Below are 23,804 nucleotides of genomic sequence, written 5' to 3' on the forward strand. Positions count from 1 at the left end.
CGATCACCACATGATCGAGCGCCACCTCGAGCACCTCGCCGCGCACCGCGGCGATCATCGGGCGGCCTTGAGCTTGGCCTTGTACTTCTGCCGCTGCTCGGCGGCCAGGGCTTCGGCCGCCGCCATGCGGGCGATCATCGGCGCCCGCCAGCAGTGGCAAATCGCCAACGCGAGCGCGTCGGCGGCGTCGGCCGGCGTCGGTTTGGCTTGCAGCGCAAGGATTTTGGTGACCATCGCGGTGACCTGCGCCTTGTCGGCCGCGCCGTTGCCGGTGACCGCGGCCTTGACCTCGCTGGGGGTGTGGAAGTGCACGTCGATGCCGCGTTTGGCCGCCGCCAGCGCGACCACGCCACCGGCCTGGGCGGTGCCCATCACCGTCGTCACGTTCAGCTGCGAGAACACCCGCTCGATGGCCACGACGTCCGGCTGGTGAGTGGCCAGCCAATGCTCGACGGCGTCGCTGATCTTCAGCAGCCTCCCGGCGAGCGGCGCGTCCGACGGCGTGCGCACCACGTCGACGTCCAACGCGACGACAGTGCGCCCGCGCCCGCTTTCGACGACCGACAGCCCGCATCGGGTCAGGCCGGGGTCGACGCCCATCACCCGCATTACCCGCTCCCACCTAGTAGAACAGCTGTTCGATACCCTAGCTGCCGGCACCGACGTGCCCCGGGTGCGACACGCGGCGGCGCCGGCGATTCCGGCTCGCGAAGTTACCGCGCCGAACCCGCGAAAAAGCTGTTAGCTTTAGCCCACGTTCGCTCAAGCAATGTGGCAACGGGAGGGTTCGCGTGGGATCTCTGCTGGTCATGCTCGCCATAGTGCTGTTCATCGCGTCCATCGTGGTACTCGTCGTCGCTTTGCGGCGGCCCAAGCAGCCGGCCCAGCGCAGCGGGCGTCCCGATCCGCTCGCGTCCGATGCGATGCCGCAGTTCGGGCCGCGTCAACTCGGCCCCGGCGCGATCGTCAGCTATGGCGGCACCGACTACATCGTGCGCGGGTCGGTCACCTTCCGTGAGGGCCCGTTCGTCTGGTGGGAACACCTGCTCGAAGGCGGCGACCAGCCGATCTGGTTCAGCGTCGAAGAGGACGACGGACGCCTGGAGCTGGCGATGTGGGTCACCCGCAAGGACCTGCCGCTGCGGCCCGGCGACCCGTACGTGGTCGACGGCGTGATGTTTCACGAATCCGAACGGGGCCGCGCCTCCTACACGACCGAAGGCGCCACCGGCCTGCCCGCCGGCGGCGAGATGGAATTCGTCGACTGCACCAACGCCGACGAGACCCTCCTGCTCTCCTTCGAGCGCTGGGCCGCGGACATGCCCTGGGAGGTGTCGACCGGCAAGCCCGTGTCGCCCGGCGAACTGACCGTGTACGCCGCACCCCCGCCCAGCCCGGCCTAGCGCCCGAGGTCAGGCCGGTGCCCCTTCATCAGCTCGCGGTGACCCCGGCGGACGTATCCGGGGAGAGGCTGGGACTCGCGCTCAATGCGCCGTCCCCCCCGCCGCTGGCCGCCTGCCGCCTGGACCACCCCGACGGCGCGGCGGCGCTGCTGCTCGGGGTGCTCGGCGCATCGCACGTCGTCGCGGTCGAGCACGCCGCGGGCCGGTTCTCCGAGCAGGTCTCGTGCACCGCCCGCAGCCTCGGGGCCGACCTGCCCGAGCGCACCGACGCGCCCGGCTACCGCCTGCAGTCCCGCACCGACACCCGCGACGAGGCGGCCTTCCGCCACCTCGCGCACGACCTGCGCGCCCGTTGCGCCCGACAGGCGGGCTGGCTCGGTGGCACGTTCCCCGGCGATGACGCCGCACTGACCGTGCTGGCCGCCGAACCCGACGGCGCCGGCTGGCGCTGGCAGACATGGCATCTGTATCCGGGGCATCCCGCCGGGTCCGGCGGGATGGTGGTTCACACGGCGAGCCGGTGGCAGCCGTGAGCCGGAACCGCCTGTTCGTGATCGCCGGTCTGCTGGCGGCCGGAGCCGTGGTGTGCCTGATGATCGGAATCATCTTGCTGCAGAAGAACATCGCGTCGTATGTCGCCGGCCACTATCACGAGTACGCCCACGACGTGGACGGCAGGCGCTACCAGTGCACCGGGTCACCCCGGCAGGCGGCCGACGCGCTCGCCGCCTATGCGAAACCCGAGGCGCGCACCGGCAACGGCAACAGCGAGTACCTGCGCTACAGCAACGACATCGTGATCGTCGGCCCCGACGGCAACTACCCGTGCAGCATCCGCGTCGAGCCGCTGAGCGCCGGGTACAGCCACGGCGCGTTCATCTTCCTCGGCCCCGGATTCACCCCCGGCTCCCCGTCGGGCGGCTCCGGAGGCAGCCCCGGCGGCCCCGGCGGAACCAAGTGATGGCACCACCGCAAAGGAGAGAACCATGTACCTCGCCGTCGAGATCGGAACCGTCGATCTCAATCCCGTCCTGAAAGGTGCGGTCGCGACGATCCTGTACTTCGTGGTCGGCATGGCCGTCCTTCTGGTCGGGTTCTACGTGGTCGACGTGCTGACCCCGGGAAAGCTGCGCCAACTGGTGTTCATCGACCGCCGCCCCAACGCCGTCATCGTCGCGGGGGCGATGTACATCGCGCTGACCGTCGTCATCATCACCGCCATCGCCAACAGCTATAGCCAGCTGGGCCAGGGACTCGTCGGCGTCGCGGTGTACGGGTTGATGGGCGTGATCCTGCTCGGGATAGCGCTGCTCGCCATGCATCTGCTGATACCGGGGAGTTTCCACGAGCACATCGACGAGCAGGTGCTGCATCCGGGATCGTTCGCGGTGGCGCTGATACTGCTCGCCGTGGGAGGGGTGACCGCCGCGGCGGTGTCATGAGCTCCGTCGATGTGGCCACGCCCCCGGCGGCGCCGTCCGCGGCGTCGGGGCGGTGGCGGGCGCTGCTGTTGGCCGCCGTGGCCGCGTGCGCGGCCTGCGGCATCATCTACGAGCTCGCGCTGCTGACGCTGTCGGCCAGCCTCGATGGCGGCGGCATCGTCGCCATCTCGCTGATCGTCGCGGGCTACATCGCCGCGCTGGGCGTGGGCGCCCTGCTGGTCAAGCCGCTGCTGGCGCACGCGGCGATCACCTTCATCGCCGTCGAGGCGCTGCTGGGGGTCATCGGCGGCCTATCCGCGGCGGCGCTGTACGTGGTGTTCGCGTTCCTGGACGGCTCGGTCGGCTCGACGTGGGTGCTGGCGGTGGGCACCGCCCTGATCGGTGCCCTGGTGGGCGCCGAGGTGCCGCTGTTGATGACGCTGCTGCAGAGCGGGCGGGTGGCCGCCGAAAACCCGGCCGCCGACGCCGGGCGCACGCTGGCCAACCTCAACGCCGCCGATTACCTGGGCGCGCTCCTGGGCGGGCTGGTCTGGCCGTTCGTGCTGCTGCCGCAGCTGGGGATGATCCGCGGCGCGGCGGCCACCGGCATGATCAACCTGGCGGCGGCCGCCGTCGTCGCGATTTTCCTGCTGCGCCAAGTGGTTTCGACGCGACAACTGCTACTGGCACTGTGCGCGCTGGCCGCCGCGCTGGGGCTGCTCGCCACGCTGCTGCTGCGTTCGGGAGACATCGAAACCACAAGCAGGCAAAGGCTTTACGCCGATCCGATCATCGCCTACCGGCACACGCCCTACCAGGAGATCGTGGTGACGCGGCGCGGCAACGACACCCGCCTGTACCTCGACGGGGGGCTGCAATTCTCCACCCGGGACGAATACCGCTACACCGAAAGCCTCGTCTACCCCGCGCTCGGGAACGGCGCGCGTGCGGTGCTGGTGCTCGGCGGCGGCGACGGCCTGGTGGCCCGCGAATTGCTGCGCCAGCCGGGCATTTCCAAGATCGTGCAGGTCGAGCTGGACCCCGCGGTGATCGACATCGCGCGCACCACGCTGCGCGACGCCAACGGCGGTTCGTTGGACAACCCGCGGGTGACCGTGGTAACCGAGGACGCGATGAACTGGTTGCGCGGACCCAACATCGACCGCTTCGACTCGATCATCGTCGACCTTCCCGACCCCGATACGCCCGTGCTCGGCCGGCTGTATTCGACCGAGTTCTACGCGCTGGTCGCCCGCGCGCTGGCCCCCGGCGGGCTGGTGGCGGTGCAGGCGGGCAGCCCCTTTTCCACCGCGACGGCCTACTGGCGCACGGTATCGACGATCCGGGCGGCCGGCTACGCGGTCACGCCGTATCACGTGCACGTGCCGACGTTCGGCGATTGGGGATTCGCCCTGGCGCAGCGCGCCGAGACCGCGCCCACACCGACGGTGCCCCCCGACGCGCCCCCGCTACGTTTTCTCAACCAGCAGGTGCTCGCGGCCGCCGGCGTGTTTTCCGGCGACGTCGCGCCGCGGCCCGTGCAGCCGTCGACGCTGGACAATCCGCGCATCGTCGAGGACATGCGGCACGGCTACGACTAGTTCCAACGGCGCCGACCCGCTTCGCCCGGCGCTCTGCGCCGCGCTTGCGATCGACGACTAGTCGGCTTTATTCGTCGTCGAGGGCCGCCAGCACCTCGTCGGACAGGTCGACGTTGGTCCACACGTTCTGCACGTCGTCGCTGTCTTCGAGCGCGTCGACGAGCTTGAACACCTTGCGCGCGCCGTCGACGTCAACCGGCACGCTGACCGAGGGCTGAAAGCTCGCCTCGGCGGATTCGTAGTCGATGCCGGCGTCCTGCAGCGCGGTGCGCACCGCGACCAGATCCGTCGGCTCGGAGATCACCTCAAAGCTCTCACCGAGATCGTTGACGTCCTCGGCGCCGGCGTCGAGCACCGCCGTCAGCACGTCGTCCTCGGTCAGGCCGTTCTTCTCGAGCGTGACGACGCCCTTGCGGGTGAACAGGTAGGACACCGAGCCGGGGTCGGCCATGTTGCCGCCGTTGCGGGTCACCGCCACCCGGACCTCGCCGGCCGCCCGGTTGCGGTTGTCGGTCAAGCATTCGATCAGGACAGCGACGCCATTGGGCCCGTAGCCCTCGTACATGATGGTCTGGTATTCGGCGCCGCCGGCTTCCTCACCGGCACCCCGCTTTCGGGCTCGCTCGATGTTGTCATTGGGCACCGAGGTCTTCTTGGCCTTCTGGATCGCGTCGTAGAGCGTCGGGTTGCCCGCCGGGTCACCACCGCCGGTACGGGCGGCGACTTCAATGTTCTTGATCAGCCGGGCGAATTCCTTGCCGCGGCGAGCGTCCTTGACGGCCTTCTGGTGCTTGGTGGTGGCCCACTTGGAATGGCCGCTCATCGGTGTCCTATCTGGGAGTCCTCTTGTTTTTGTGGCCAGACGAGTCTACGTGGACCGCGAGACTGCAACTGCCGACGGCTCCACTCGTGAAATGTGTCGCCAATCGCAGTTTCGCGGCGCTGGATCAGCCGGTGACCATGTCGACGAACAGCTGATGAATGCGCCGGTCGCCGGTCACCTCGGGGTGAAACGCCGTCGCCAGCTTGCGGCCCTGCCGCACCGCGACGACATGCCCGGCGGCGCTGGCCAGCACCTCCACGCCGGCACCGGCGCGCTCGACCCAGGGCGCGCGGATGAACACCGCGCGCACCGGGTCCGTCAGCCCCGCGAACGGGATGTCACCTTCGAACGAGTCGACCTGGCGCCCAAAAGCGTTGCGCCGCACCGTCATATCGATCGCACACAGGGGCAGCGCCTCGCGCCCGCCCGCTCCGGCGTCGAGAATCTCACTGGCCAGCAGGATCATGCCGGCGCACGCGCCGTAGGCGGGCAGCCCGTCGGCCAGCAGGCCCCGCAGCGGTTCCAGCAGGCCGAGGTCTCCCAGCAGGTGGCTCATGGTCGTCGATTCCCCACCGGGGATCACCAGCCCGTCGACCGCCTCGAGCTCACCGAGCCGGCGCACCGGCATCGACTCGGCCCCGGCTTCGCGCAGGGCGGCCAGGTGCTCGCGGGTATCGCCCTGCAGCGCCAGCACCCCGATGCGGGGACGGCTCACGGCTGGTACCCGCGCGCGAAGCGGGTCAGCCCCTCCTGCATGACCGCCGCGACCATCTCACCGGATTGGGTGAAGATCTTGCCCTGGCAAAGCGCGCGGCCACCGTTGGCCGACGGAGAGGACTGGTCGTACAACAGCCACTCGTCGGCCCGGAACGCCCGCATGAACCACATCGCGTGGTCCAGCGACGCCACCTGCAGGTGCTCCCGCACGTCGAGGTGGGTGACCTGTGCCGATCCCAGCAGCGTCAGGTCGCTCATGTAGGCCAGCGCGCAGATGTGCAGCACCTGGTCGTCCGGCAGCGGGTCACGGTGACGGAACCACACCTGCTGCTGCGCCGCCTTGCCCGGCGTCAGCTCCAGGCGCTCACGCGGCACGATGCAGACGTCCCACTCCGCGAACTGCTTGAACCCGGCGTCGTCGAAGACCTTCATCGAGTCCAGCCCGGGCAGGCCGTCCGGCGGCGGCGCGGCCGGCATGGGGTCCTGGTGGTGGACACCTTCCTGGTGGGTCTGGAAGGACGCGCCCATGCTGAAGATGATTTCCCCGTGCTGGATGGCGTTGACGCGGCGGGTGGCGAACGAGCCGCCGTCGCGGGTGCGCTCCACGATGAAAACCGTGCGTTCCTTGGCGTCCCCGGGCCGCAGGAAGTATCCGTGCAGCGAGTGCACCTGGTAGCGCGGATCGACGGTGCGCACCGCGGACACCAGCGACTGGCCGGCCACATGGCCCCCGAAGGTGCGCTGCAGGAATCCCGATTTCGGGCTGAAGATGCTGCCGCGGTAGATGTTGACCTCGAGTTGCTCGAGATCGAGGATCTCTACGATCGCCACGCTATAACTGTCTGCTCTTCGCGCAAGCGCTCATCGCCCTTGTCACCAGCCGCGTTCGGCCAGTCGATGGGGCTGCGCGATCTGCTCGACGTTGATGCCGACCATCGCCTCACCCAGCCCGCGCGACACCTTGGCCAGCACGTCGGGATCGTCGTAGAAGGTGGTGGCCTTGACGATCGCGGCGGCGCGCGCAGCGGGGTCGCCGGACTTGAAGATGCCCGAGCCCACGAATACGCCCTCGGCGCCGAGCTGCATCATCATCGCCGCGTCGGCCGGCGTGGCGATGCCGCCCGCGGTGAACATCGTGACCGGCAGCTTGCCCGCCCGGGCCACCTCGACGACGAGTTCGTACGGCGCCTGCAATTCCTTTGCCGCCACGTACAACTCGTCTTCCGACAGCGACGTCAGGCGGCGGATCTCGCCACCGATCGCCCGCATGTGCGTGGTCGCGTTGGAGACGTCTCCGGTGCCGGCTTCACCCTTGGAGCGGATCATGGCCGCGCCCTCGCTGATGCGGCGCAGCGCCTCACCGAGGTTGGTCGCCCCGCACACGAACGGCACGGTGAACTTCCACTTGTCGATGTGGTGGGTGTAGTCGGCGGGCGTGAGCACCTCGGACTCGTCGACGTAGTCCACGCCGAGGCTCTGCAGGATTTGCGCCTCGACGAAGTGCCCGATGCGGACCTTGGCCATCACCGGGATCGTCACGGCCGCGACGATGCCCTCGACCATGTCCGGGTCGCTCATCCGCGACACGCCGCCCTGAGCACGGATGTCGGCGGGCACCCGCTCCAGCGCCATCACGGCGACGGCGCCGGCACCCTCGGCGATTTTGGCCTGCTCGGGCGTGACGACGTCCATGATGACGCCGCCCTTGAGCATCTCGGCCATGCCGCGCTTGACGCGCGCGGTTCCGGTTCGCCCGCTGCCGTTGGGTGGGTGGGCGGTACTCACTACTTGATCTCCTTCAACCGTTGTCGACCCAGTCTAATGAGGCGCTTTGACCCGCGTTACCGACGGAGTCACCGGATGGACAGCAGCGGGCCGGGCGTGCGGCCGCCGGCGAGCGCGGCCGCGTCGGTGAGCAGTCCGGACAGTTGCATCGGGTACACCGTCTCCCCCGCGGCGACGAGTTGGGCGATGTCGGCAGCGTCACACCAGCGGTGGCCGTGGATGTAGCTGCGTTCCAGATCGGTGCGGCCCGTCCGCGACGGCTCGAACCGGCGGGTGCTGTGGACGAAGTAGAACTCCTCGCTGTCGATCAGCGAGCCGTTGAACTCGAAGACCTGGTCGCGCCGCCATACGGGGCCGACCATGTCGGCCGGCGCGACCCGCAGCCCGGTTTCTTCGGCGAGTTCGCGCGCGGCGGCCTCGGCCAGGCGCTCCCCCTGCTGCACTTCGCCGCCCACCGTGAACCACCACTTGGGCGCGCGCGCGGCGAGCGCGGGATCCGACCCGCGCAGTAGCAGCACCGCCCCGCTCTCGTCGAGCAGCACGACGCGGGCCGAGGTGCGGTGGTTGAGCACGCCGTGATCGCCGTGCGCCAGCGCGTGCGGCCGCTCGACGATCTCGAAATAGCTGGGCAGCCCGGCGGTCCCGCCCAGGTGAAACAGCCGCACCAAAGGCCGCTCGGCCAGCGCCAGGGTGTCGCGAACCGCATCGTTGTGGAAGCGGCGGGCCAACAAAACGCGGGCCTCGGCGTCGGCAAGCTCGGCGATCAGCCCGGCCGGCAACGACGCCGGGGCGACGACCGCCAACGCGGCCGACAGCTCGTTTTCGCACGTCTCGCGCGCCGGCCGGGCCGCCCCCTCCGCGGCGGCGGCCAGCGCCGCCAGCCGCCGCCCCTCCGACGCGCCGCCATAGGCGTCGATGGCCACGGCGCGCGCCACCACCGCGCGCCGCGCCAGCGCGCCGTCGAGCGCCTGCCACGACAGGTCGTAGCGGACGTGCAGCCGGTCGAGCCGGTTGGCCGTCCGGTACGCCCAGGCGCCGAAGATCGCCAGCACCGCGACCAACACGGCGATGGCGACAATCAGCCATGTCATCAACCGGCCACCTCAACCTTGGCGCCCGACGCGGCGACCGTCTCGTAAACGCGCAGGATCTGGCTGGCCACCACCGACCAGTCGTAGCGCTGGACGGCGGCCGAACCGGCCGCCACATAACGTTCCCGCAGCACATCATCCTCGAGCACCGCGATCAGCGCATCGGCAAGCGCGGCGCCGTCCCCGACGGGCACCAGCCGGCCCACGTCCCCGTCACACAGCACGCGCCGGAAGGCGTCCAGATCGCTGGCCACCACCGGGGTGCCGGCGGCCATCGCCTCGACCAAGACGATGCCGAAACTCTCCCCGCCGAGGTTGGGCGCGCAGTAGACGTCCGCGCTGCGCATGGCCGACGCCTTCCCCGAGTCGTCGACCTGGCCGAGGAAGCGAATGTACTTCACGAATTCGCCTGCCTGGGTGCACAATTCGTCCTCGTCGCCCCGTCCGACAACGAGCAGCTGCACATCGGCGAACCGCTCGACCAGCCGCGGCAGCGCCTCGAGGAGCACCGACATGCCCTTGCGCGACTCGTCGTAGCGCCCCAGGAACAGGACCGTCTTGCCGGCCCGCGGGTAACCGTCCAGGAGCGGCGCGGAGGCGAACGAGGCGACGTCAACACCGTTGGGGATCTCCACCGCGTCGGTTCCCAGCGCTTCCATCTGCCAGCGCCGGGCCAGGTCGGAGACCGCGATCCGGCCGACGATCTTCTCGTGCATGGGGCGCAGGATGGCCTGAAAGACGGTGAGCGTCAGCGATTTGGTGGTCGACGTGTGAAACGTCGCCACGATCGGGCCCTCGGCGATGTTGAGGGCCAGCATGGACAGGCTCGGCGCGTTGGGCTCGTGCAGGTGCAGCACGTCGAAATCGCCTTCGGCGAGCCACTTTTTCACCTTGCGGTGGGTGGCCGGGCCGAACCGCAGCCGGGCCACCGACCCGTTGTAGGGAATCGGGACGGCCTTGCCGGCCGAGACGACGTAGTCGGGCAGCGCGGCATGCGGCGAGGCCGGCGCGAGCACGCTGACCTCATGCCCGCGGGCCCGCATCACCTCGGCCAGCTGCAGGACGTGCGACTGCACCCCGCCGGGAACGTCGAACGAGTAGGGACAGATCATCCCGATGCGCATCACGTGTCCCTTAGCCGGGCCTGCTTGGTGTCGCTGAGGTCGGCCAGCCACTGCGGCTGCATCATGTGCCAATCCTCGGGGCGGGCGGCGATGTTCTTCTCGAAGTGATCGGCCAGCAGCTGGGTGATCGCCGCGACGTCGCCGCCGGTGCAATCCAGGGGCGGGCCGATATCGACGCCCCAGCCCTCGTCCTCGAACCAGCAGTGGGCCGGCAGCAGGGCCGCCCCCGTCGCTGTCGCGAGTTTCGCCGGTCCGGCGGGCATCCGGGTGGGTTCGCCGAAAAAGTCGACCTGGACACCGGTGCGCGTCAGGTCGCGCTCGGCCATCAGGCACACCACCCGGTTGTCCCGCAGCCTGTCGCACAACATGTCGAAGGGCGGCCGCTCTCCCCCGGACAGGGGTAACACCTCGAAGCCGAGGCGTTCGCGGTAGGCGATGAACCGATGGTAGAGCGACTCGGGTTTGAGTCGCTCGGCGACGGTGGTGAAGGTGCCATGTGTCTGCGCCAGCCACACTCCGGCCATGTCCCAGTTGCCGCTGTGCGGCAACGCGATCACCGCGCCGCGGCCACGGGACAATGCCGCGTCGAGATGGTCTTCCCCCAGGATCGAGTCCTGCAGTTCACGGCCCAGCTTGGGCAGGTCCATGCTCGGCAGGCGGAACGCCTCGCGCCAATAGCGGGCATAGGAGGCCAGCGAGGCCCGCATCAGGGAATCCGGAACGTCCTCGGGCGCCACGCGCAGGACGCGGGCAAGGTTCTTGCGCAGCTGATCCGGGCCGCCGCCACGGGCAGCGTAGCGCGCGGCGGCACCAAATGCGTTGCGCGCGGCGAACTCCGGCATCGCCCGCACAGCCATCCAGCCGGTGGCGTACGCCCAGTCGGCCCCGACGCCGCCCATCAAGCGGCCCGCCAGGCGGCGCGGTGCCGTGATCACATTCATGCCCGGCGGAGTGGGAATCACGGTGCGGCCGATCCACGGTCGGTCGCACCGGGCGAGGTGCGCACCGTGTGCAGCCGCTGCGCGCAGGTGATCAGGCTGGCCGCCGCCAACAGCCACATCGCCACGGGCAACGCGGGCGGCCAGGCGATGAACGGAAAGTCCGAGACCCCGGCGCCGACCAGCACGATGATCAGCCGCTCGGGCCGTTCGATGAGGCCGCCGTCCCCGCGCAGGCCGCTGGCTTCGGCCCGCGCCTTGATGTAGGAGATCACCTGCGAGGTGACCAGACAGATCAGCGTGGCCACCACCAGCAGCTTGTCGTGCAGGCCGAACGCGATCCACCACAGCAGCCCGCAGAACACCGCGCCGTCGCTGACGCGGTCGCAGGCGGCGTCCAGCACCGCGCCGAACCGCGTGCCGCCGCCCCGTTCCCGGGCCATCGCCCCGTCGAGCATGTCGAAGAGGACGAAGAACCAGACCACACACGCGCCGATGAACAGCTTGCCCATCGGGAAGAATGTCAGCGCCCCGGCCACGGCGACGATGGTGCCCAGGATCGTGACGGCGTCGGGGGTCAAGCCCAACCGCAGGCATGCCTTTGCGGTCGGAGTGGTCAGCCGCGCGAACGCCGCCCGCGACAGGAACGGCATTTTGCTCATTCTTGACTCGCCCACTCCGTCGCCAGCAGCTGGCGCGTTTCGCGCAGCAGCTGCGGGATCACCTTCGATCCGCCGATGATGGTGATGAAGTTGGCGTCACCACCCCAGCGCGGCACGACGTGCACGTGCAGGTGTTCGGCCAGCGACCCGCCGGCCGAGGTCCCCAAGTTGAGGCCGACGTTGAAGCCGTGTGGCCGTGACACGTTCTTGATGACGCGAATCGCCTTCTGGATGAACGACATCAGCTCCGCGCTCTCCGGATCGGTCAGTTCCTCCAGCTCGGAAACGCGGCGGTAGGGCACCACCATCAAGTGTCCGGGGTTGTACGGGTAGAGGTTGAGCACGGCGTAGACGAGTTCCCCGCGCGCGACCACCAGACCGTCTTCGTCGGCCAGCTGCGGGATGTCGGTGAAGGGCTGCTCGGCTTTGCCCGAAGCGTTGGGGTCGCGCTTCATCGGCGCCTCGGCCAGGTAGGTCATCCGGTATGGCGTCCACAACCGCTGCAGATGATCTTCTTCGCCGACGCCCGTGTCCAGGATGGTGTCGTCGGTGCGCGGCTCGGCCCGTTCGCGATCACTCACCGGCCGCCACTTTCACGAGTTCGGCGGTGGGAGCGGCGTTCTCGCGATCGGCGATCCACTTCACGATGGCGTCGACGGCCCCGTCGCGGGGCACGCCGTTGATCTGGGTGCGGTCGCCGAAGCGGAAGCTCAGCGCGCCCGCCGCAACGTCACGGTCGCCGGCGAGCAACATGAACGGCACCCGCTGGTTGGTGTGGTTGACGATCTTCTTGGCCATCCGGTCGTCGCTGCCGTCGACCTCGACCCGCACCCCGTGCGAGCGCAGTTGCGCCGCAACATCGTTCAGGTAGTCGATGTGGTCGTCGGCCACCGGGATGCCGACCACCTGCACCGGCGCCAGCCACGCCGGGAAGGCACCGGCGTAGTGCTCGGTGAGGATGCCGAAGAACCGCTCGATCGATCCGAACAGCGCGCGGTGGATCATCACCGGCCGCTGCCGGCTTCCGTCGGCGGCGGTGTACTCCAGCTCGAATCGCTCCGGGAAGTTGAAATCCACCTGGATGGTGGACATCTGCCAACTGCGCCCCAGGGCGTCGCGGGCCTGCACGGAGATCTTGGGACCGTAGAACGCCGCGCCGCCCGGGTCGGGCACCAGCTGCAGGCCGGATTCGGCCGCCACCTCGGCCAGGGCGTTGGTGGCCTCTTCCCACATGGCGTCGGAGCCGACGAACTTGTCCGGGTCCTTGGTGGACAGCTCCAGATAGAAGTCCTCCAGCCCGTAGTCGCCGAGCAGCTCCAGGATGAACCGCAGCAGCGACGCCAGCTCGGCGTGCAGCTGCTCGCGGGTGCAGAAAATGTGCGCGTCGTCCATGGTGAATCCACGCGCCCGGGTCAACCCGTGCACCACGCCGGACTTCTCGTAGCGGTAGACGGTGCCGAATTCGAAGAGCCGCAACGGAAGTTCGCGATAGGAGCGTCCACGAGCCCGGAAGATCAGGGTGTGCATCGGGCAGTTCATCGGCTTGAGGTAGTAGTCCTGCCCCGGCTTGCGCACGGTCCCGTCGTCGTCGTATTCGGCGTCGAGGTGCATCGGCGGGTACATGCCCTCGGCGTACCAGTCCAGATGGCCGGACGTGTGGAACAGGTCCGCCTTGGTGATGTGCGGGGTGTTGACGAACTCGTAGCCGGCCGCGATGTGCTTGCGCCGCGAGTACTCTTCCAGCTCCCGACGCACGACGCCGCCCTTGGGGTGGAAAACCGCCAGGCCGGAACCGATTTCGTCGGGGAAGCTGAACAGGTCCAGCTCGGTGCCCAGCTTGCGGTGATCGCGGCGCTGGGCCTCCTCGATCAGCGTCAAGTGACGCTCCAGGGCCTCCTGCGACTCCCAGGCCGTGCCGTAGATCCGTTGCAGGCTGGCGTTGTTCTGGTCGCCGCGCCAGTAGGCGGCCGAGCTGCGGGTGAGCTTGAACGCGGGGATGTGCTTGGTGGTCGGGATGTGCGGGCCCCGGCACAGGTCGCCCCAAACCCGTTCCCGCGTACGGGGATTGAGGTTGTCGTAGGCCGTGAGCTCGTCGCCGCCGACTTCCATTACCGCCGGGTCGCCGGACTTGTCGTCGACGAGTTCGAGCTTGTAGGGCTCGCCGGCAAGCTCGGCGCGCGCGGCGTCCGTGGACTCATACACGCGTCGCTCGAACAGCTGACCCTCTTTGACGATCTGGCGCATCCGCTTCTCCAGCGCCGCCAGATCCTCGGGGGTGAACGGCTCCGGCACGTCGAAGTCGTAGTAGAAGCCGTCGGTGATCGGCGGCCCGATGCCCAGTTTGGCCTGCGGGAACAGCTCTTGGACGGCCTGGGCCAGCACGTGGGCGGCCGAGTGCCGGATCACGCTGCGGCCCTCGTCGGTGTTCGCCGGCACCGGGACCACCTCGGCGTCGGCCGCGGGCGCCCAGCTCAAGTCGCGCAACTTCCCGTCGGCGTCGCGCACCACCACGACGCCGTCGGGCGCCCCGCGGCCCGGCAGCCCCGCGTCGCGCACCGCGGCGGCCGCGGTGGTCCCGGCGGACACCCGGATCGGGGCTTGGGGCGATCGCACGCCCGGCATGGCCGGGCGCTGCGGGTCGCCGCCATCGGCTCCCGAGTCGGGGGGTGCGGGGACGGTCATCGTGGCGGTCTCCAAGGCTCGAGGGGTCGACGACCATGCTATCGGGGCGGTTCGAAACCGAGCAGGGCCGTCGAGCAACGCGAGCCAGGCGCGCTCCCGCTAGGAGGTGGCAGCCGCTATCGGGGCCCCCTGGCCAAGCGGGTACGCCGGGTCACGGGTGTCGAAGCACCGCGGGTCACACAGCGTGGACGTAGCGGGCCGCTTCCGCCGCGTAGTCGGCGGTGACGCAGATGTCGTAGCGCTGGGCTTCCAGCGTCTGCACGCTGGAGAAGTCACGGCGCCCGCGCGTCGACGCGTGCGCGACGAACCCGAACACCGCACCCCAGAACACGCCGATGGCCGTCGCGATGAGCAGCGCCCATATCCAGTACGGGCCGACGGTGAAGATGGCGAAAAGCAAGCCGATCAGCAAACCCCACCAGGCCCCGGCGCCGGCGCCGGCCAGCGCTGCCCTGCCGTTGGTCATGCGGCCGGTGACATGTTCGACCGTGCGTACACCGTCGCCCACGATGCGGACATGCTCCACCGGGAATCCGCCGTCGGACATGCGGTCGACCAGTTCTTGCGCGGCGACGTAATTGTCGAAGGAGGCGACGACCTCCCGCCGAACGGGGGGCTCGGCGCGAAGCCCGTGCTCGCTGGGACCGGACGGACCGGACGGGTAAACCATTGCTATCTCCTGACGAGTTCTGACAGCTGTTCACCTCTGGGTTGACGCGAATCGCTGAGCGCAAACGGTCCCCACCGCGTCGTGGCTGCCAAGGTCTTTATCCGAACGGGCGCAAGGTCGATAACGACGCCGCGCTTGTTAAGGCTGGCCGGGTTTGAGCCGCACGAACAGCGCGTCGGCTTCGGTCAACAGGCGCTCGCCGTCGGTCAATCGGCCCGACACGAAGATCTTGCGCCCGTCCACCCGGTCGACGCCCGCCTCGAACCGCAGTTCCTTTTCGAGCGGCACGATGTTGCGGTAGTCGATCTTGAGGTAGGCGGTGCGCTGGCGCGGGTTACCGGTGAGCACCGCGGCGGTCAACCCCAACACGGAATCGAACAGCATGCCCAGGGCACCGCCGTGCACGGCGCCGTTGCGACCGAGATGGAACCGGGCGAACCGGGCATGGCCATGGATGCGGCCGTCGTCGCCTTTGTGGGCCGACATCGGGATCGTCAGGATGTTGCCGCGCATCGGCAGATCCATCCGGCGGCCCGACGGGGACGCCCATTCGTCGGCATCGAACGGTGTCAGCAGCCCCGACACCTTCTCCAGCAGGTCGGCGGCCTCGGTGATCACGTCGTCGGGGGCGTCGACGGCGCGGGCGTGGTCCTGCAACGTGCGCACGGCGTCGATGAACCTGCCGTAGTCGGGCCCACCCTTGGCGGTGGGATCGGGCGGGTTGAATCCACCGCCGGGGTGTCGCTGGTGTTCGGCCACCACCACACCGTATTGCCCGGCGGGCGCGCGCTTTCGCGTGGTGGCTAGCCCGTCTGCTGAGCCCCGGCGGCGGACAAGGTTTCGAACTCGTCGTCGGACAGCGTGATCTCGGCGGCGGCGACGTTCTCCTCCAGGTGCGCCACCTTCGACGTCCCCGGGATCGGCAGCATCACCGGTGAACGCTTCAGCAACCAGGCCAGCGCCAGCTGTGACGGCGTCGCGTCGTGCTCGGCGGCGATGCGCTGCAGCGGACCGTCGGGGGCGGCCAGCGGTCCGGCGGCCAGCGGGAACCACGGGATGAAACCGATGCCCTGTTCGGTCACCGCGTCCAGCAGCGGCTCGGCGTCGCGGGCGGACAGGTTGTACATGTTCTGCACCGACACGATCTCGGTGATTTTTTGAGCCTCGGCCAGTTGCTCGACGGTGATCTCGGACAGGCCGATGTGGCGGATCTTGCCTTCGTTTTTCAGGGCGACCAGCTCGCCGACCTGATCCTGCAGCGGGAAGTGGTGGTCGATGCGGTGCAGCTGGAACAGGTCGATGGTGTCCACCCCCAGCCGGCGCAGGCTCAGCTCGCATTCCTGGCGCAGATAGCTGGGATTGCCCAATGGAATCCAGATGTCCGGCCCGGTGCGCAGCAGCCCCGCTTTGGTCGCGATCACCAGGCCGTCATAGGGATGCAGCGCCTCGTGGATGATCTCCTCGGAGAAGTACGGGCCGTAGGAGTCGGCGGTGTCGATGAAGTTGACGCCGAGTTCGGCGGCGCGTCGCAGCACCCGGACGCATTCGTCGCGGTCGTCGGGTGGGCCCCAGACGCCCTTCGCGGTCAGGCGCATCGCTCCGAAGCCGAGTCGGTTGATGGTCAGATCTCCACCGAGGGTGAATGTTCCGGACGCCCCGGCAACCGTTTTCGAGTTTTGTGCGGTCACTTCTCCGACCGTACTCGCCGAACGCCGCCGCGCATCGTGGCGTGGCAAGCTGAGCCCATGGACCTCGCAGCGCTCGCAGAACTTCCCCTGACCTATCGGGAAGTGGGGGCGACGGCGGCCGGAGAGCTGCCCGCGGGATACGACCATCAACGCGCCGAGCGCCAGATCGGCACGGGGCGGCAGCGTTTCGAGCAGGCCGCTGACGCCGTCATGCGCTGGGGCATGCAGCGCGGCTCCGGGCTGCGCGTGCAGGCCAGCTCCGAGATCGCCGTCGTCGACGCGGTGGTGGTGGTGCGGATGGGCTTCTTGCCCGCGCCCTGCCGCGTCGTGTACGTCGTCGATGAACCCGACGTTCGTGGCTTCGGCTACGGCACCCTGCCGGGCCATCCGGAGTCCGGCGAGGAACGTTTCGTGGTGCGCCACGACCCGAGCACCTCCGCGGTATACGCGGAGGTGTCGGCGTTCTCCAGGCCCGCGACCTGGTGGAGCAAGGCCGGCGGGCCGGTGGTGCGGGTAACTCAGCGCGTCATCGCCAAGCGGTATCTGCGGGCGGTGTGACGCGCCCGGCTAGCGGGCGGCGATGCTGCCGTTGTGCACGCCCTGCGCCAGGCGGGCCAGCGCGAGGGCGCCCACGAACAGACCGAAGTCGCGCAGCGCGACGTCGTAGAACCCGGGCCCGGTAACCAGGTCGATGATGATCCCGGCCAGCCAAGCCGCGACCACCCAGGCGCCCAGCCGTGGGGCGACCGCCACCACAACCCCGGCCACGATCTCGATGATCCCGACGAGGTACATGCACTGATCGGCCGTCCCGGGGACCACGTCGTTGATCCAGCCGGCCAGATACATGCTCCAGTGATGCGGGTGGGTCAGCAGGTTGAAGAACTTGTCCAGCCCGAACGCGATGGGCGCGATCGTGAAGACGGTGCGAAGCAGGAGATATGCCGAATAGGCCGGGTCCCGCAACTGCTCGGCCAGGCCGGGGGTCGCGCCGGCTTGTTTGGTGCTCATGGTTGCCTCCATTTGTAACGGATAATAGTTTGAACGGTAGAACGCCTACACTGTATCGTCAAGTATTTCATCTTTTAGAAACGGCCCCCGAATGGACGACGCGGACCCCCTGCAGCGCGACGCCACCGGCATCGGCTCGCTCGCCGATCCGGTGCGCCGCCGGCTATATCAGTTCGTGTGCGCCCAATCGGCGCCCGTGGGCCGTGACCAGGCGGCCGACGCCGTCGGGATCCCCCACCATCAGGCCAAGTTCCACCTGGACCGGCTCACCGCCGAGGGCCTGCTGGAAACCGACTTCGCGCGCCTGACCGGCCGCTCCGGCCCCGGCGCCGGACGCACCGCGAAGCTGTATCGCCGCGCGCGCCGCGACATCGCGGTCAGCCTGCCGCACCGGGAGTACGAATTGGCGGGACGCTTGATGGCGACGGCCATCGCCCAGTCCGCGGGCACCGGCGAGCCGGTCACCGAGGTCCTGAACCGGGTCGCCCGCGACTACGGCCACACGATCGGGGCCGGCGCCGGCAAGCCTCCTCCCGCCGATGCCACCGCCGCGCTGGAGCGCACGGTCGCGGTGCTGAGCCGGTACGGCTATGAGCCTCGATTCGGCGGCGACGAGGTCGAGCTCGCCAATTGCCCGTTCCACGCGCTGGCGCAGGAGCAGACGGAGCTGGCCTGCACCATGAACCACGCGCTGATCACCGGCGTGGCCGAAGCGCTGGCACCACACGGACCCGACGCCCGACTCTGCCCGGGGCGGGACCGGTGCTGCGTCGTGCTCACGCCGCGCGACGAATAGGATCCCCGCGCGCCATGCCGGCGTGCCGGCGAGCGCACCTATGACCCCCAGCCGGACAGCAACCTTGCCGCGCCCGTGCACATCTCGTCGATGACCTCGCCCACCGACGCGTCGTCGCGGATCATCCCGACGCCCTGCCCGGCGTCCACGGGCGCAATCCGGCTGTCCCCGGCGGCGATCGCCGCGGCCAGCTCCTCGCGGGCCCCCGAATCCAGCGCCTCCTCGTGACCCGTCCAGTGCTCGACGAAGTCGTTGGCCAACACCCGCGACGGGAACCGCGCCGGCCAAGGCAGCCCCTTGGCGACGTCGAAGACCCGGGTGACGGCGGTGTCGGTCTCGGATGCGGAGACCAGGGCCCGGCGGCCCGCGTCGCCGGTCAGCGCCTCCGGGCACGCCGACAACCGGGTGCCCACCCACGCCCCGCTCGCGCCGGCGGCCAGCACCGCGGCCAGGCTGCGCGCCGAGGCGACACCACCGCCGGCCAGCACAGGCACCGTGACCGCGTCCAAGACGGCGTCCAGCAGCGGCAACAGCCCCAGCCTGACCTCGCCGTGCCCACCGCCCTCGGACCCACGAGCGACCAGGATGTCGACGCCGGCGTCGACGGCCTTTCGCGCCCCGATGCTGTCGTAAACCTGTGTGACGGTGGGGATTCCGGCGTCATGCGCCTGGGTGACCCAGGACCAGTCGGTCCCGAAACTGACCGACAACAGCGCGGGCCGCGCGGCGAGCGCATCCTCGAGCAGCCCGGCCTCGTTGCGCATCACCCAGTCGACCAGCCCGATGCCGAACCGCCCGTCGACGTGGCGCAACTGCTCGGCCAGCATCTCCCGGGTCGCGACGCTGCCCATGCCGACCATGCCCAGGCCACCGGCCGCCGTGACCGCCGCGGCCAGGCGGCCGCCGGCGACGCCGCCCATCGGGGCGTTGACGATGGGTGCCCGCAGACCGAAACCCGTTGCCCAGGGCGTCGATAACATCAGCGGCTAGTGCACCGAGGGAAGGTCGGTCAACGAAATGGAATCCATGCGAGTCCTTCGAAGTTGCAAGGCCTTTCACCACGGCCTTGAGGGTTGGGAGTTAACCGCTCAGCAGCAGTATCCCCGCCGTGACGAGCCCGACCACCTTGACCGCCTCCAGCGCGACGTATCCGTAGTGGGCCCGGGAGCGCGGCCCGTCCGATCCGGCCAGCACCCTGTCGGAACGACGGGTCAACGCGGGCCGCACGGCGACCAGCTGGACGGCCAACGCGGCGGCGACGACGACGATCGCCACAACGACGCCCGCCCGGCTGGGGCCCGCGATCACGATCGCCCCGATGACGAGCGCGAAAGCCACCTCGACGGTGTTGAGCGCGCGAAAGACCAGCCGCCCGATGCTGAGCCCGATCTGCAATGTCACATTGGGCGCCCGGAACTTCAGTGGGGCTTCCAGGAACGAGATGGCCAACACCATGCCGAGCCAGACGAAGTCGAACGCGACGGCGATCGCCGTTCCGGTGCTCATTTGGCCGACGCCTGCAGCGTCAGGTGAGCCAGACACAGGTCCGGCTCGACGAACGAGTCGAGGCGGTCCACCGAGACCGGCGCGCCCCACGTCTCCACGGCTCCCTGCATGAGGCCGAGATGCACCGGACACACGACATTCGACCGGTCTTCGGCCAATTCCAGAAACGGGCAGTGCCGCAGTCCGACCTGCTGCTCTCCGTCGACCACCCGGCGCTCGGGCGCGAAGCCGAGTTCGTCGAGCACATCGATCAACCGGGTGATGACCTCTTCTGCGCTGGCCGCGTGGTCGGGCGGCGAATGCAGTTCGGCATCCACCATTCGCCCCCAGGCCCGGCCCGCGGCCAGGGCCTTGGGCCCGGGGTCACGCTCGGCGGCGAAGGCGATGGTCAGAATCTCGGCCAGCAGGCGGTAATGCCGCGTTCCGCCACGATCCATCTGCCGGACCGCGCGGAACATCAGCGGTGGACGCCCCGGCCCTTTGCGGTCCAGCTCGACGTGTTCCACCTGCCCGTCGGTGACCAGGCTGTCGAGGTGGAAGCGGACGGTGTTGGGATGCACGCCCAGCTCGTCGGCGATCCCGGCGATGCTCATCGGATCCGGCGAGGCGCGGAGCAACCGCATCACCGCGCGCCGGCGGCCGGCCGACTCCCCCGTCGCCGGTTCCTGGAGTTCCTGGAGTTTCCGGCTCTGCTGAGTCTTCTGGGTTCTCAAAAGGTCCCTCCCACTGCTTGTCCTTCACGCCCCGTCCGGCTGGGTGGCACTGGGGTGACCCGCCACCAAAGGCGTGTCGACGCCGAGCGGACCGACCTTGGCCGCCCCGCCCGGAGACCCCAAGGGTTCGTCGCGGCCCGGCAGCGTCTCGGCGAAGAAGGCTTCATTGTCGGCCAGGTGGGGTTTGAAGTCCTCAGGCAGGTCATCTTCGTAGTAAATCGCCTCCACCGGACAAACCGGCTCGCACGCGCCGCAATCGACACACTCGTCTGGATGAATGTAGAGCGCCCGGCCGCCCTCGTAAATGCAATCCACCGGGCACTCCTCGACGCAGGAGCGGTCCATCACGTCGATGCATGGCTTCCCGATCACGTAAGTCATACGCTAGAGTTTACACAACATCCCTTGTAAGAATTAGTGAATCAGGTCGGAGAACCATGGCTGCCAACGAACTTGACGTCCGCGAGCTGCGCAAGCCGGACAAGCACCCGACGATCTTCGCGACCTACGCCGCGCTGAAGGTCGGCGAGTCGTTCGTTCTGGTGAACAATCACGACCCCAAGCACCTGCGCGAGGAATTCGAGGCCGACTATCAGGGCGGTTACGAGTGGGAATACCTGGAGAAAGGCCCCGCCTGGCGGATCCGGATCGGTAAGCTCGTCGACATCCCACCCCCGGTGCACCATGGACACGAAGAGCTGGTCCTGGAGCCACCGCAAAGCGCTGCGCGACAGGAAATCTGATGACAGGACAACCAGCAGGTTCCGAACTTCCGCTACCGGCATCACGCCGCGACGACGAAGCGGTCGGCGGCCACTGGCTGCTGGCGCGGCTTGGCAAACGCGTGTTGCGCCCCGGCGGCCTCGGGCTGACCCGCACCCTGCTGTCCCGCGCGGAGCTGACCGGTGCCGACGTGGTCGAGCTGGCGCCCGGCCTGGGCCGCACCGCCACCGAAATCGTCGCCCGCGGGCCACGGTCCTACCTCGGCGCCGAAGGCGACCCGGACGCGGCCAACATCGTCCGCGGCGTGCTCACCGATCTGGGTGCGCAGAATGCCGCCGTGCGGGTCGCGGACGCGGCCGAGACCGGATTGCCGGACGCCAGCAGCGATGTCGTCATCGGAGAGGCGATGCTGACCATGCAGGGCGACACGGCCAAGCACGCCATCGTCGCCGAGGCGGCCCGCGTGCTGCGGCCGGGCGGTCGCTACGCGATCCACGAACTCGCCCTCACACCGGACACGGTGTCCGAGGAGGTCAGCGCCGACATCCGGCACGCGCTCGCCCGTTCCATCAAGGTCAACGCGCGTCCGTTGACGATTGCGGAGTGGTCGAAACTGCTCACCGAGCACGGATTGGTGGTCGATAACGTCACGACCGCGCCAATGGCCCTGCTGCAACCCCGCCGGCTGGTCTCCGACGAGGGCCTTGTCGGGGCGCTGCGCTTCGCCAGGAATGTGGTCGTGCAGCACGACGCCCGCAAGCGGGTTCTGGCGATGCGCCGTACCTTCCGCAAGCATCGCAAGCAACTGGCCGCCGTCGCCATCGTCGCCCACAAACCGGCGGCATCGGCCACCGGCTAACCGCCTCGACAGGCTTGGGCAAGGCCTCCACCCCCACCTTCGCGTCGCTTCTGATTTCGGGCACCGACTTTGGGCCCGTTCCGCAATCTCCGCGTGACGGTTTAGTGACGCCCTCTGACGTAACTTGGCTGCGGCAGTTGTGGGGAGGACAAAGGAGCGTGCCGGTCATGGGTGTTAGCCCACCGTTGTTGACGGATTCCGACCTCGAGGCGTTGGCGTCGGATTTCCTGCAGTCGCATTACCTGGGCTCCACCTACGCCGATTGGTCACCCGATCGGCGGCTCGACATGTTTCTGAGGCGACGCGGCCTCACCAGGGTGGCCAACGACGGCGACCTGTCCCACAACGTCATGCAACGCATCATGTCCCGGGCGGGCCGTGCCTCATTGGCGCGGCGTTGATCGGCCTGCTCTTCTGCTGGAGAACCGGATAGGCGATCGCGATGGACAAAAACCGGGAAAAAGTTCGATTTTCGATGGCCGAAATGACGACCCATGCATTGGTACAGACGTACTATTGCGGTCTAGGGCTGGACGTGCCGCCGGGAACGGATGAGTCGTTAAGGCTAGCGGGGAGGGGACGATGAATTCACCGAAATGGACGGTTCATTGGCCGCAGCGCAGGCCGTCGGCCACGATCTACCAATTGACCGACCGGCTCCATCAGGGGCATGTCGCTCGGGTGCCCGCACACCAGATCACGGCGACGGTGTCGGCGTGGCTGGCGGATCTCGGTGCCGACAGCCCGTTGGTCGACGAACTCGAGCGCGCCGTATGTGGCGGGGACTGGCCGGCCGCGCACGCCCTGGGCGAGTGCTTGTCCATCGAAATCGCGGTGGCCGACTGAAACTCGTCCATCAGCGCCGACCGAGTATCCGCGCGGCGCGGCTGCGGCTCTCGTCGATCAGCCGGTCGGCGGCGCCGAAGTAGGCCGGTGACGGCATTTTGCGCGCCAGCTCGGCGATCGCTCGTTGTTCACCCAAAACATCTGCGGCATCGAGGTTTTCGGCCATGCGCTGTGCGTGCACCGTCAGTCCGGCCAGCAACTCGGCGGTTTGGGATCCCGCGACGACGGTACGCCGGCCCAGGGTGCGCAGGGTGTCCCATTCGGCGTGCCAGGCACCGTCGGGGCGTTCGTCGTTGGCCAGCGCCGCGGCGGTGTGCAAGGTGGCGGCCAAGGGCGGCGCCGCGAGGGCGGCGCGGCGGATCAGGATGGATAGCACGGGGTTTCGCTTGTGCGGCATGGACGACGAACCGCCGCGGCCCTCGGCTGCCGGCTCGCTGAGCTCGGCGATCTCCGGGCGGACCAGCGTGACGATGTCGGAGGCGATGCGGCCCCAGCAGTCGGTGCAGCCGACGAAGGCGTCGCCGACCGCGGTGATCGGTGCGCGCGCGGTATGCCACGGAGGCCGCAGCGCCAGGCCCAGCGCCGTTGCCGCGTTCGCGGCGAGGTCGGCCGACACCCCGGCCGGGTCGGGCGTGCCGGTGAGCAATGCGGCCAGCTCCGTGGTGGCGGCCAAAGTCCCTGCCGCGCCACCGATTTGAGCCGGTGTGGTCAGCGCGGCCACCCGCTCGAAGGCGTCGATGACCCC

Annotated in this window: 31 protein-coding genes; 11 read left to right on the forward strand and 20 right to left on the reverse strand. The window is 69.0% G+C overall.

What is annotated here, in order from left to right; all coding sequences use genetic code 11:
* Positions 1-54: 54 nt before the first annotated feature.
* Complete coding sequence (gene ruvC, locus Q0W90_RS13095; protein WP_297698399.1) at positions 55-609, reverse strand: crossover junction endodeoxyribonuclease RuvC; 555 nt, start codon at positions 607-609, stop codon at positions 55-57.
* Positions 610-791: 182 nt separating this feature from the next.
* Between ruvC and Q0W90_RS13100 the strand changes: the two genes are divergently transcribed.
* The 5 genes from Q0W90_RS13100 to Q0W90_RS13120 are packed head-to-tail and all read left to right on the forward strand — an operon-like array spanning position 792 to position 4,425.
* Positions 792-1,403 (forward strand): DUF4178 domain-containing protein, encoded by a 612-nt coding sequence (locus tag Q0W90_RS13100; protein WP_297601403.1) that lies wholly within the window; start codon positions 792-794, stop codon positions 1,401-1,403.
* A 17-nt stretch (positions 1,404-1,420) separates the two neighbouring features.
* Positions 1,421-1,936 carry a DUF2617 family protein gene (locus Q0W90_RS13105; RefSeq protein WP_297601401.1) on the forward strand — a complete coding sequence of 172 codons (516 nt, stop codon included), beginning with the start codon at positions 1,421-1,423 and terminating at the stop codon, positions 1,934-1,936.
* Complete coding sequence (locus Q0W90_RS13110; RefSeq protein WP_297698401.1) at positions 1,933-2,364, forward strand: DUF4247 domain-containing protein; 432 nt, start codon at positions 1,933-1,935, stop codon at positions 2,362-2,364. The genes Q0W90_RS13105 and Q0W90_RS13110 overlap by 4 nt, the downstream gene beginning before the upstream one ends.
* Positions 2,365-2,389: 25 nt before the next feature.
* Positions 2,390-2,845 (forward strand): DUF350 domain-containing protein, encoded by a 456-nt coding sequence (locus Q0W90_RS13115; protein ID WP_297601395.1) that lies wholly within the window; start codon positions 2,390-2,392, stop codon positions 2,843-2,845.
* Positions 2,842-4,425, forward strand: coding sequence for a polyamine aminopropyltransferase (locus Q0W90_RS13120; protein WP_297601392.1), 1,584 nt, complete (start codon positions 2,842-2,844; stop codon positions 4,423-4,425). The genes Q0W90_RS13115 and Q0W90_RS13120 overlap by 4 nt, the downstream gene beginning before the upstream one ends.
* Positions 4,426-4,492: 67 nt before the next feature.
* On the opposite strand, the gene Q0W90_RS13125 is transcribed toward Q0W90_RS13120, so the two are convergent.
* The 13 genes from Q0W90_RS13125 to Q0W90_RS13185 form a co-directional block, all read right to left on the reverse strand.
* Entirely contained in the window at positions 4,493-5,248 is a 756-nt protein-coding gene (locus Q0W90_RS13125; RefSeq protein WP_297698403.1) for a YebC/PmpR family DNA-binding transcriptional regulator, read from the reverse strand.
* 124 nt (positions 5,249-5,372) lie between these two features.
* Positions 5,373-5,963, reverse strand: a complete 591-nt coding sequence (gene pdxT, locus Q0W90_RS13130) for a pyridoxal 5'-phosphate synthase glutaminase subunit PdxT (RefSeq protein ID WP_297601386.1) — start codon at positions 5,961-5,963, stop codon at positions 5,373-5,375.
* Positions 5,960-6,796: an acyl-CoA thioesterase II gene (gene tesB, locus Q0W90_RS13135; RefSeq protein WP_297601383.1), complete on the reverse strand. Its 837-nt coding sequence runs from the start codon at positions 6,794-6,796 to the stop codon at positions 5,960-5,962. Before tesB ends, pdxT begins: the two co-directional genes overlap by 4 nt.
* A 42-nt stretch (positions 6,797-6,838) precedes the next feature.
* Complete coding sequence (gene pdxS / locus Q0W90_RS13140) at positions 6,839-7,750, reverse strand: pyridoxal 5'-phosphate synthase lyase subunit PdxS (RefSeq protein WP_297774856.1); 912 nt, start codon at positions 7,748-7,750, stop codon at positions 6,839-6,841.
* Between the two features lie 68 nt (positions 7,751-7,818).
* The gene (locus tag Q0W90_RS13145) at positions 7,819-8,841 is read right to left on the reverse strand and encodes an NUDIX domain-containing protein (protein WP_297774857.1); all 1,023 of its coding nucleotides are present in this window, start codon (positions 8,839-8,841) and stop codon (positions 7,819-7,821) included.
* Positions 8,841-9,965, reverse strand: coding sequence for a glycosyltransferase family 4 protein (locus tag Q0W90_RS13150; RefSeq protein WP_297774858.1), 1,125 nt, complete (start codon positions 9,963-9,965; stop codon positions 8,841-8,843). The genes Q0W90_RS13145 and Q0W90_RS13150 overlap by 1 nt, the downstream gene beginning before the upstream one ends.
* Entirely contained in the window at positions 9,965-10,906 is a 942-nt protein-coding gene (locus Q0W90_RS13155; RefSeq protein ID WP_297599426.1) for a phosphatidylinositol mannoside acyltransferase, read from the reverse strand. The genes Q0W90_RS13150 and Q0W90_RS13155 overlap by 1 nt, the downstream gene beginning before the upstream one ends.
* Before the next feature lie 17 nt (positions 10,907-10,923).
* Entirely contained in the window at positions 10,924-11,565 is a 642-nt protein-coding gene (gene pgsA / locus Q0W90_RS13160; RefSeq protein ID WP_297599425.1) for a phosphatidylinositol phosphate synthase, read from the reverse strand.
* Positions 11,562-12,146 carry an HIT domain-containing protein gene (locus Q0W90_RS13165; RefSeq protein WP_297599424.1) on the reverse strand — a complete coding sequence of 195 codons (585 nt, stop codon included), beginning with the start codon at positions 12,144-12,146 and terminating at the stop codon, positions 11,562-11,564. Before Q0W90_RS13165 ends, pgsA begins: the two co-directional genes overlap by 4 nt.
* Positions 12,139-14,247: a threonine--tRNA ligase gene (gene thrS / locus Q0W90_RS13170; RefSeq protein WP_297698406.1), complete on the reverse strand. Its 2,109-nt coding sequence runs from the start codon at positions 14,245-14,247 to the stop codon at positions 12,139-12,141. Before thrS ends, Q0W90_RS13165 begins: the two co-directional genes overlap by 8 nt.
* 175 nt (positions 14,248-14,422) lie before the next feature.
* Positions 14,423-14,917: a general stress protein gene (locus tag Q0W90_RS13175; protein ID WP_297599422.1), complete on the reverse strand. Its 495-nt coding sequence runs from the start codon at positions 14,915-14,917 to the stop codon at positions 14,423-14,425.
* Between the two features lie 138 nt (positions 14,918-15,055).
* Positions 15,056-15,682 carry a PaaI family thioesterase gene (locus tag Q0W90_RS13180; protein WP_297599421.1) on the reverse strand — a complete coding sequence of 209 codons (627 nt, stop codon included), beginning with the start codon at positions 15,680-15,682 and terminating at the stop codon, positions 15,056-15,058.
* A gap of 38 nt (positions 15,683-15,720) precedes the next feature.
* Positions 15,721-16,605 carry an aldo/keto reductase gene (locus Q0W90_RS13185; RefSeq protein ID WP_297698412.1) on the reverse strand — a complete coding sequence of 295 codons (885 nt, stop codon included), beginning with the start codon at positions 16,603-16,605 and terminating at the stop codon, positions 15,721-15,723.
* A gap of 57 nt (positions 16,606-16,662) precedes the next feature.
* Here Q0W90_RS13185 and Q0W90_RS13190 point away from each other — a divergent pair, with 57 nt between their 5' ends.
* Positions 16,663-17,163, forward strand: coding sequence for a DUF1990 family protein (locus tag Q0W90_RS13190; protein WP_297774859.1), 501 nt, complete (start codon positions 16,663-16,665; stop codon positions 17,161-17,163).
* Between the two features lie 9 nt (positions 17,164-17,172).
* Here Q0W90_RS13190 and Q0W90_RS13195 read toward each other — a convergent pair whose 3' ends face one another.
* Entirely contained in the window at positions 17,173-17,616 is a 444-nt protein-coding gene (locus Q0W90_RS13195) for a DoxX family membrane protein (RefSeq protein WP_297599418.1), read from the reverse strand.
* Between the two features lie 91 nt (positions 17,617-17,707).
* Here Q0W90_RS13195 and Q0W90_RS13200 point away from each other — a divergent pair, with 91 nt between their 5' ends.
* Complete coding sequence (locus Q0W90_RS13200) at positions 17,708-18,412, forward strand: helix-turn-helix domain-containing protein (RefSeq protein ID WP_297599417.1); 705 nt, start codon at positions 17,708-17,710, stop codon at positions 18,410-18,412.
* Positions 18,413-18,450: 38 nt separating this feature from the next.
* On the opposite strand, the gene Q0W90_RS13205 is transcribed toward Q0W90_RS13200, so the two are convergent.
* From Q0W90_RS13205 to fdxA, 4 genes are all read right to left on the reverse strand, one after another.
* Positions 18,451-19,392, reverse strand: coding sequence for a nitronate monooxygenase (locus tag Q0W90_RS13205; protein WP_297599416.1), 942 nt, complete (start codon positions 19,390-19,392; stop codon positions 18,451-18,453).
* 100 nt (positions 19,393-19,492) lie between these two features.
* On the reverse strand, positions 19,493-19,918 hold the full coding sequence (locus Q0W90_RS13210) for a hypothetical protein (RefSeq protein ID WP_297774860.1): 426 nt from the start codon (positions 19,916-19,918) through the stop codon (positions 19,493-19,495).
* Complete coding sequence (locus Q0W90_RS13215; protein ID WP_297599414.1) at positions 19,915-20,631, reverse strand: helix-turn-helix domain-containing protein; 717 nt, start codon at positions 20,629-20,631, stop codon at positions 19,915-19,917. The genes Q0W90_RS13210 and Q0W90_RS13215 overlap by 4 nt, the downstream gene beginning before the upstream one ends.
* Before the next feature lie 24 nt (positions 20,632-20,655).
* Positions 20,656-21,012: a ferredoxin gene (fdxA, locus tag Q0W90_RS13220; protein ID WP_297599413.1), complete on the reverse strand. Its 357-nt coding sequence runs from the start codon at positions 21,010-21,012 to the stop codon at positions 20,656-20,658.
* A gap of 56 nt (positions 21,013-21,068) precedes the next feature.
* On the opposite strand from fdxA, the gene Q0W90_RS13225 reads away from it, so the two are divergent.
* The 4 genes from Q0W90_RS13225 to Q0W90_RS13240 all read left to right on the forward strand — a co-directional run bounded on the left by Q0W90_RS13225 (position 21,069) and on the right by Q0W90_RS13240 (position 23,059).
* Complete coding sequence (locus Q0W90_RS13225; RefSeq protein ID WP_297599412.1) at positions 21,069-21,374, forward strand: DUF2249 domain-containing protein; 306 nt, start codon at positions 21,069-21,071, stop codon at positions 21,372-21,374.
* The gene (locus Q0W90_RS13230; RefSeq protein WP_297599411.1) at positions 21,374-22,213 is read left to right on the forward strand and encodes a methyltransferase domain-containing protein; all 840 of its coding nucleotides are present in this window, start codon (positions 21,374-21,376) and stop codon (positions 22,211-22,213) included. Before Q0W90_RS13225 ends, Q0W90_RS13230 begins: the two co-directional genes overlap by 1 nt.
* Before the next feature lie 188 nt (positions 22,214-22,401).
* Positions 22,402-22,614 (forward strand): hypothetical protein, encoded by a 213-nt coding sequence (locus tag Q0W90_RS13235; RefSeq protein WP_297598908.1) that lies wholly within the window; start codon positions 22,402-22,404, stop codon positions 22,612-22,614.
* 181 nt (positions 22,615-22,795) lie between these two features.
* A complete protein-coding gene (locus tag Q0W90_RS13240; RefSeq protein ID WP_297598870.1) occupies positions 22,796-23,059 on the forward strand; it encodes a hypothetical protein in 264 nt (87 codons plus the stop codon).
* 10 nt (positions 23,060-23,069) lie between these two features.
* Here the strand turns inward: Q0W90_RS13240 and Q0W90_RS13245 are convergent.
* The coding region (locus Q0W90_RS13245; protein WP_297774861.1) for a lyase family protein at positions 23,070-23,804 on the reverse strand (735 nt) is incomplete at its 5' end.

Origin of the sequence: Mycobacterium sp., assembly GCF_025933915.1 — a bacterium.
Classification (GTDB): Bacteria; Actinomycetota; Actinomycetes; order Mycobacteriales; family Mycobacteriaceae; genus Mycobacterium.

What these genes read in the sequence shown, in the direction of transcription:
- ruvC (WP_297698399.1), bottom strand. Translation starts at nt 609, where the DNA reads ATGCGGGTGATGGGCGTCGACCCCGGCCTGACCCGATGCGGGCTGTCG.
- Q0W90_RS13115 (WP_297601395.1), top strand. Translation starts at nt 2,390, where the DNA reads ATGTACCTCGCCGTCGAGATCGGAACCGTCGATCTCAATCCCGTCCTG.
- Q0W90_RS13120 (WP_297601392.1), top strand. Translation starts at nt 2,842, where the DNA reads ATGAGCTCCGTCGATGTGGCCACGCCCCCGGCGGCGCCGTCCGCGGCG.
- Q0W90_RS13125 (WP_297698403.1), bottom strand. Translation starts at nt 5,248, where the DNA reads ATGAGCGGCCATTCCAAGTGGGCCACCACCAAGCACCAGAAGGCCGTC.
- Q0W90_RS13145 (WP_297774857.1), bottom strand. Translation starts at nt 8,841, where the DNA reads ATGACATGGCTGATTGTCGCCATCGCCGTGTTGGTCGCGGTGCTGGCG.
- Q0W90_RS13150 (WP_297774858.1), bottom strand. Translation starts at nt 9,965, where the DNA reads ATGCGCATCGGGATGATCTGTCCCTACTCGTTCGACGTTCCCGGCGGG.
- Q0W90_RS13155 (WP_297599426.1), bottom strand. Translation starts at nt 10,906, where the DNA reads ATGAATGTGATCACGGCACCGCGCCGCCTGGCGGGCCGCTTGATGGGC.
- pgsA (WP_297599425.1), bottom strand. Translation starts at nt 11,565, where the DNA reads ATGAGCAAAATGCCGTTCCTGTCGCGGGCGGCGTTCGCGCGGCTGACC.
- thrS (WP_297698406.1), bottom strand. Translation starts at nt 14,247, where the DNA reads ATGACCGTCCCCGCACCCCCCGACTCGGGAGCCGATGGCGGCGACCCG.
- Q0W90_RS13175 (WP_297599422.1), bottom strand. Translation starts at nt 14,917, where the DNA reads ATGGTTTACCCGTCCGGTCCGTCCGGTCCCAGCGAGCACGGGCTTCGC.
- Q0W90_RS13190 (WP_297774859.1), top strand. Translation starts at nt 16,663, where the DNA reads ATGGACCTCGCAGCGCTCGCAGAACTTCCCCTGACCTATCGGGAAGTG.
- Q0W90_RS13195 (WP_297599418.1), bottom strand. Translation starts at nt 17,616, where the DNA reads ATGAGCACCAAACAAGCCGGCGCGACCCCCGGCCTGGCCGAGCAGTTG.
- Q0W90_RS13200 (WP_297599417.1), top strand. Translation starts at nt 17,708, where the DNA reads ATGGACGACGCGGACCCCCTGCAGCGCGACGCCACCGGCATCGGCTCG.
- Q0W90_RS13205 (WP_297599416.1), bottom strand. Translation starts at nt 19,392, where the DNA reads ATGTTATCGACGCCCTGGGCAACGGGTTTCGGTCTGCGGGCACCCATC.
- Q0W90_RS13210 (WP_297774860.1), bottom strand. Translation starts at nt 19,918, where the DNA reads ATGAGCACCGGAACGGCGATCGCCGTCGCGTTCGACTTCGTCTGGCTC.
- fdxA (WP_297599413.1), bottom strand. Translation starts at nt 21,012, where the DNA reads ATGACTTACGTGATCGGGAAGCCATGCATCGACGTGATGGACCGCTCC.
- Q0W90_RS13225 (WP_297599412.1), top strand. Translation starts at nt 21,069, where the DNA reads ATGGCTGCCAACGAACTTGACGTCCGCGAGCTGCGCAAGCCGGACAAG.
- Q0W90_RS13230 (WP_297599411.1), top strand. Translation starts at nt 21,374, where the DNA reads ATGACAGGACAACCAGCAGGTTCCGAACTTCCGCTACCGGCATCACGC.
- Q0W90_RS13240 (WP_297598870.1), top strand. Translation starts at nt 22,796, where the DNA reads ATGAATTCACCGAAATGGACGGTTCATTGGCCGCAGCGCAGGCCGTCG.